We start from the raw sequence: 5185 nt of genomic DNA on the forward strand, positions 1-5185 counted from the left end.
AGGAGGTCACGGACCCGGCGTCGAGCGCCCTGTTGGGCGAGGTCTGCGGCCGAGCCGCCCGGGTCGAGCTGTTCGAGGGCCACGCCCGCTCGGGCGACCTACGCGCCCTCGCACCCAGCGGCCGACGACCGGAATGGGCTTCGGCCACCGAGTAGACGGCGGGTCGGTTGGCGGGTGGGGAGGTCGAGGATCGCCTCCACGCGGCTCGGCGGGGTGGCGCTGGTCCGCGTCCGTCGTCCTGCCGGCGGCGGCTACCGCACGCCGCGCATCAGCGTGCGGATCCACGGGGTGGCGACGGCGAGCAGCACGCCGAAGACGATCGCGATGCCGCCGATCGTGAGGAAGTAGGGCACCTCGTGGTCCGGGTCGTAGTGCTTGGCGAGTGTGCCGGCCAGTGCGGTGCCCAGTGCGATGGACAGGAAGTTGAGTGACACCATCTGGGTGCGGAACGCCACGGGTGCGAGCTTGGTGGCCAGCGCGAGCCCGACCGGTGAGAGCAGCAGTTCGGCGATGGTGAACAGCAGCAGGATGCCCACCAGCGCGAGCAGGGGAGTGGTGTTGCCGGAGCCGCCGGACCAGGGCAGGAACGCGAGGAACGCGACGCCCATGATGGCGGTGCCGAGCGCGAACTTGAGCGGGCTGGACGGCTGCCGGGGGCCCAGCTTCGTCCACAGCGCGGCGAACGCGCCGGCGAGCAGGATGATGAAGACCGGGTTGATGGAGTTCACCCACGGGATCGGCATGTCCCAGCCGAAGATCGTGCGGTCCAGGCGCTGGTCGGCGTAGATGACGACGACGGTGAACTGCTGCTGGTACAGCGAGAAGAACACGAAGCTGGCGACGAACAGCGGGATGAAGCTCGTCACCCGGCTGCGTTCGACGGCGTCGATCCGCCGGCTCGCGAGGATCACCGCGAAGTAGACGACCGCGGCGACGGCGATCACGCCGACGGTCACGTTCGACAGGTTCGCGGCCGTGACCACCCCGGTCAGCACGAGCACGACGATCATGGCGACGGCGACCACCACCGCGGCCACGACGAGGAGCCAGCGGCCGGCCGGCAGCGGGTTGGGCACGTCGTTGGCCGTCGAGCTCAGGTTCTTGCGGCCGAACACGTACTGGACGAGGCCGGCCGCCATGCCGATCGCCGCCAGCCCGAACCCGTAGTGGAACCCGAGCCGCTGCTGGGCGAGCCCGGTGAGCAGCGGCCCGATGAACGCACCCAGGTTGATCCCGAGGTAGAACAACGAGAAGCCGGCGTCGCGGCGGTCGTCGTCGCGGCGGTAGAGCATGCCGACCAGGGCCGTGGCGTTGGCCTTGAGGCCGCCGCTGCCCAGTGCCACACAGCACAGGCCGACCCCGACCCCGGTGAACCCGGGCAGCACCGCGAGCGAGATGTGCCCGAGCATGATCAGCACCGCGCTGCCGAACAGCACGCGCTCGGACCCGGCGACTCGGTCGGCGAGCCACGCGCCGGGGATGGTCGACAGGTACACCAGCCCGCCGTACGCGCCGACGATGCTCGTCGCCGTCCCCTCCGGCAGACCGAGCCCGCCGTCGGCGGCGGCGTAGTACAGGTAGATCGTCAGGATCCCCTGCATCCCGTAGAAGGAGAAGCGCTCCCACATCTCCAGGCCGAACAGGGTGCCCAGGGCCCGAGGGTGCCCGAAGAACCGGGTGTCCGTCGTCGCGACGTCGGTGTCGGCGGTCATGTCCGTCGGCTACCCGATGTGGGGGTTCGGTAAGCGCCGCCGAGAGGCGCGGCCTTGGCGCCGTGTCGGTGGTGTCCTCAGCGCGCCGCGGCGAGGTGGATGGCCACGTCGATGATCATGTCCTCCTGGCCGCCGACGTACCCCAGCTCACCGCAGCGGCGCAGGATGTCGTGCGCGGGCACCCCGTAGCGTTCCGCGGCCCGTTCGGCGTGCAGCAGGAACGACGAGTACACCCCGGCCCAGCCCTGGATGACGGCGTTGCGGTCCATCTTCGGCCACCGGTGCAGGTACGGGCGGACCACGTTCTCCGCGGCGTCGAGCAGGCCCAGCACGTCCAGTCCCGTGGTGACGCCGAGCCGGTCGAAGACCGCCGCCAGGACCTCGGTCGGCGAGTTGCCGGCGCCGGCACCCAGCGCGCACACCGACCCGTCGATGTAGCGGACGCCGGCCTCGTGGGCGAGCACCGAGTTCGCGACACCCAGCGAGAGGTTCTGGTGCCCGTGGTAGCCGACCCAGGCCTCGTCGCCGACCTCGGCGACCAGCGCCTCGAACCGGTCCTTCGCCTCGTGCATGAGCAGGGCACCCGCGGAGTCGGTGACGTACGGGCACTGGCAGCCGGCGTCGACCATGATCCGGGCCTGCTTGGCCAGGTCCTCCGGCGACGTCCGGTGCGCCATCATCAGGAACCCGACGGTCTCCATGCCGAGGTCGCGGGCCGCGGCGAAGTGCTGTGGCGACACGTCGGCCTCGGTGCAGTGGGTGGCCACGCGCACCATGTCGGCGCCGGCGTCGCGGGCCTGCCTCAGGTGCTCCACCGTGCCGATGCCGGGCACCAGCAGCACCGCGATCTTCGCCTGTGCCGCCTCCTCGCGGGCGGCGGCGATGAGCGTCAGCTCGTCGGTGTGGGAGAAGCCGTAGTTGAACGAGGACCCGCCGATGCCGTCGCCGTGGGAGACCTCGATCGTGTCCACGCCGGCGCGGTCCAGCGCGCGGACGGTGTCCCGCACGTGTTCCTCGGTGAACTGGTGGGCCATGGCGTGGCTGCCGTCGCGCAGGGTGGTGTCGGTGATGCGGACGTCGTGCTTCAGCGCCGGCCTCATGCGGGCACCACCTTCGCGCTCGCGATCAGCTCGCCGACCCGTGCGGCGGCCGCGGTCATGATGTCCAGGTTGCCGGCGTAGGGCGGCAGGTAGTCGCCGTTGCCCTTCACCTCCAGGAAGACCGCCACCCGTCCGTTGTCCCGCCAGTCCGGGCGCGGGTCGTCGAACTGGGGATCCGCGCGCAGGGTGTAGCCCGGCACGTACTGCTGGACCTCCGCGACCACGTCGTGGATCGAGCCGGTGATCGCGTCCCGGTCGGCGTCGGGGGAGATCATGCAGAACACCGTGTCGCGCATGATCATGGGTGGGTGCACCGGGTTGAGGATGATGATCGCCTTGCCGCGGTCGGCGCCACCCACCTCCTCGACGGCGCGGGCGGTGGTCTCGGTGAACTCGTCGATGTTGGCGCGGGTGCCCGGCCCGGCGCTGCGGGAGGACACGGACGCGACGATCTCGGCGTAGGGCACCGCCGTGATCCGCGATACGGCGTGCACGATCGGGATCGTGGCCTGCCCACCGCAGGTGATCATCGAGACGTTGGGGGCGCCGAGGTGCGCGGCGCCGTTGACCGGCGGGCACACCATCGGCCCCAGGTGCGCGGGCGTGAGGTCGACGGCCTGGATGCCCGCCTCCCGGTACCGCGGCGCGTTCGCGACGTGCGCCCTGGCCGAGGTCGCCTCGAACACCAGCCGCGGCAGCGGATCCTGGCGCAGCAGCCAGTCCACCCCCTCGGCGCTGGCCGCCACCCCGTTGTCCCGCGCGCGGGACAACCCGTCGGACTCGACCACGCCCACGACGTAGCCGACGTCGATGACCGTGCTGGCGCGCAACTTCTCGAACAGGTCGGTGCCGATGTTGCCCGGCCCGACGATCGCGGCGGTGACTGTGCCCATGGCCTGGACTCTGACACCGGTGCGAGGGCACGATGAAGCCGTGCGTGCCGCTGAATGGAACGGTGGGCCGAACTCGGTGTTGGGTCGCGCGATGACCCTGCTGACCGCGTTCCGGCCGGACGAGGTGGAGCTGAGCCTCGCCGAGCTGGCGCGGCGGACCGGGCTGGCGAAGTCCACCGCGCACCGGCTGCTCGGTGAGCTGACGAGCTGGGACCTGGTCGAGTGCACCCCCGGCGGGGTCCGGTTGGGCATGCGGTTGTTCGAGCTGGGGTCGCTGGTGCCGCGCCAGCGTGGGCTGCGGGAGGCGGCCGCGCCGTTCCTGGCCGACCTGTTCGAGGCCACGCACGAGACCGTGCACCTGGCGATCCTGGACGGTGTCGAGGTGGTGTACGTCCAGAAGATGGAGAGCCGCACCGGTCCTCCGGTGCCGTCCCGGGTCGGTGGCCGGTTGCCCGCGCACTGCACCGGCGTCGGCAAGGCGCTGCTGGCCTTCTCCCCGCCGGCGCGGCTGGCGGCGGTCGTCGCGAGCGGACTGCACCGCCGCGCCCCGCGCACGGTCGTCGCACCCGGCCTGCTGCGCCGGGAACTGGCCGAGATCCGCGACCGCGGCGTCGCGACGGAGCACGAGGAGTCGGGGGTGGGCATCACCTGCGTGAGCGCGCCCGTGCTCGACGCCGAAGGCGTGGCGGTGGCCGCCGTGTCCATCACCGGCTGGGTGAACCGCCTGGAGCCGGCGCGGTTCGCGCCGGCCGTGCGCACCGCCGCCCTGGGCATCGCCCGCACCCTCCGCGGCGGCCGCTGAACCATGGCGCTGGACGTGGCGAGGTGGCGCGCACACCGGTCCGGTCTGTCCACTGTGGACGAGTTGGTGTCGGTGCTGGCGGTGGAACGCCTGTCGGACACGGCGTTCACGGGCCGCAGCACGACCGTGCCGGCCCGGCGGGTGTTCGGCGGGCAGATCCTGGCCCAGTGCGCGGTGGCCGCGGCGCACACCGTCGCCCCGCCCGCGACGCTGCACTCGCTGCACGCGTACTTCCTGCGGGCGGGCCGCCCCGAGGTGAAGCTCCACTTCACGGTGACGGCGGTGCGGGACGGCCGTTCCTTCGCCGTGCGCCGGATCGACGCGGTGCAGGACGACGAGGTCGTGACCACGGTGACCGCGTCGTACCACGTCCCGGAGGACGGGTTGGTCCACCAGGACGCGATGCCGACCCGCCCGACCCCGGCCGAACTCCCCGCGAGAACACCGTTCCAGGTATCGGCGGACGGCCCCGCCCGTGTCGGCGCGGTGGAGCTCCGGGCGTGTCCTCGGGAGCCGGGCCGACCGGAATCGTCGGTGTGGCTGCGGGTCACGGCACCCCTGCCCGACGACCCGGTACTGCACCAGGCCGTGCTCGTGTACCTGTCGGACCTCTCCATCCTGCACGGCGCGTTCCACCGCCACGGCCTGGCCCGCGCGGAGGTGCGCACCGCGAGCCTC

At 72.1% G+C, this 5185-nt stretch carries 5 protein-coding genes; 2 read left to right on the plus strand and 3 right to left on the minus strand.

All coding sequences use genetic code 11. From position 1 onward, the window contains the following. Positions 1-251: 251 nt before the first annotated feature. The 3 genes from ACJ73U_RS34700 to ACJ73U_RS34710 all read right to left on the minus strand — a co-directional run bounded on the left by ACJ73U_RS34700 (position 252) and on the right by ACJ73U_RS34710 (position 3705). Positions 252-1712, minus strand: a complete 1461-nt coding sequence (locus tag ACJ73U_RS34700) for a peptide MFS transporter (protein WP_407781984.1) — start codon at positions 1710-1712, stop codon at positions 252-254. A gap of 77 nt (positions 1713-1789) precedes the next feature. Continuing rightward, the gene (dmpG, locus tag ACJ73U_RS34705) at positions 1790-2812 is read right to left on the minus strand and encodes a 4-hydroxy-2-oxovalerate aldolase (protein ID WP_407781985.1); all 1023 of its coding nucleotides are present in this window, start codon (positions 2810-2812) and stop codon (positions 1790-1792) included. Next, entirely contained in the window at positions 2809-3705 is an 897-nt protein-coding gene (locus ACJ73U_RS34710) for an acetaldehyde dehydrogenase (acetylating) (RefSeq protein WP_407781986.1), read from the minus strand. Before ACJ73U_RS34710 ends, dmpG begins: the two co-directional genes overlap by 4 nt. Positions 3706-3745: 40 nt before the next feature. Here ACJ73U_RS34710 and ACJ73U_RS34715 point away from each other — a divergent pair, with 40 nt between their 5' ends. Both ACJ73U_RS34715 and ACJ73U_RS34720 read left to right on the plus strand, forming a co-directional pair. After that, the gene (locus ACJ73U_RS34715; protein ID WP_407781987.1) at positions 3746-4507 is read left to right on the plus strand and encodes an IclR family transcriptional regulator; all 762 of its coding nucleotides are present in this window, start codon (positions 3746-3748) and stop codon (positions 4505-4507) included. Between the two features lie 3 nt (positions 4508-4510). Beyond that, a partial coding sequence (locus tag ACJ73U_RS34720; protein ID WP_407781988.1) for an acyl-CoA thioesterase occupies positions 4511-5185 on the plus strand: 675 nt, incomplete at its 3' end.

The sequence above is a fragment of the Actinophytocola sp. genome (genome assembly GCF_045807065.1).
GTDB lineage: Bacteria > Actinomycetota > Actinomycetes > Mycobacteriales > Pseudonocardiaceae > Actinophytocola.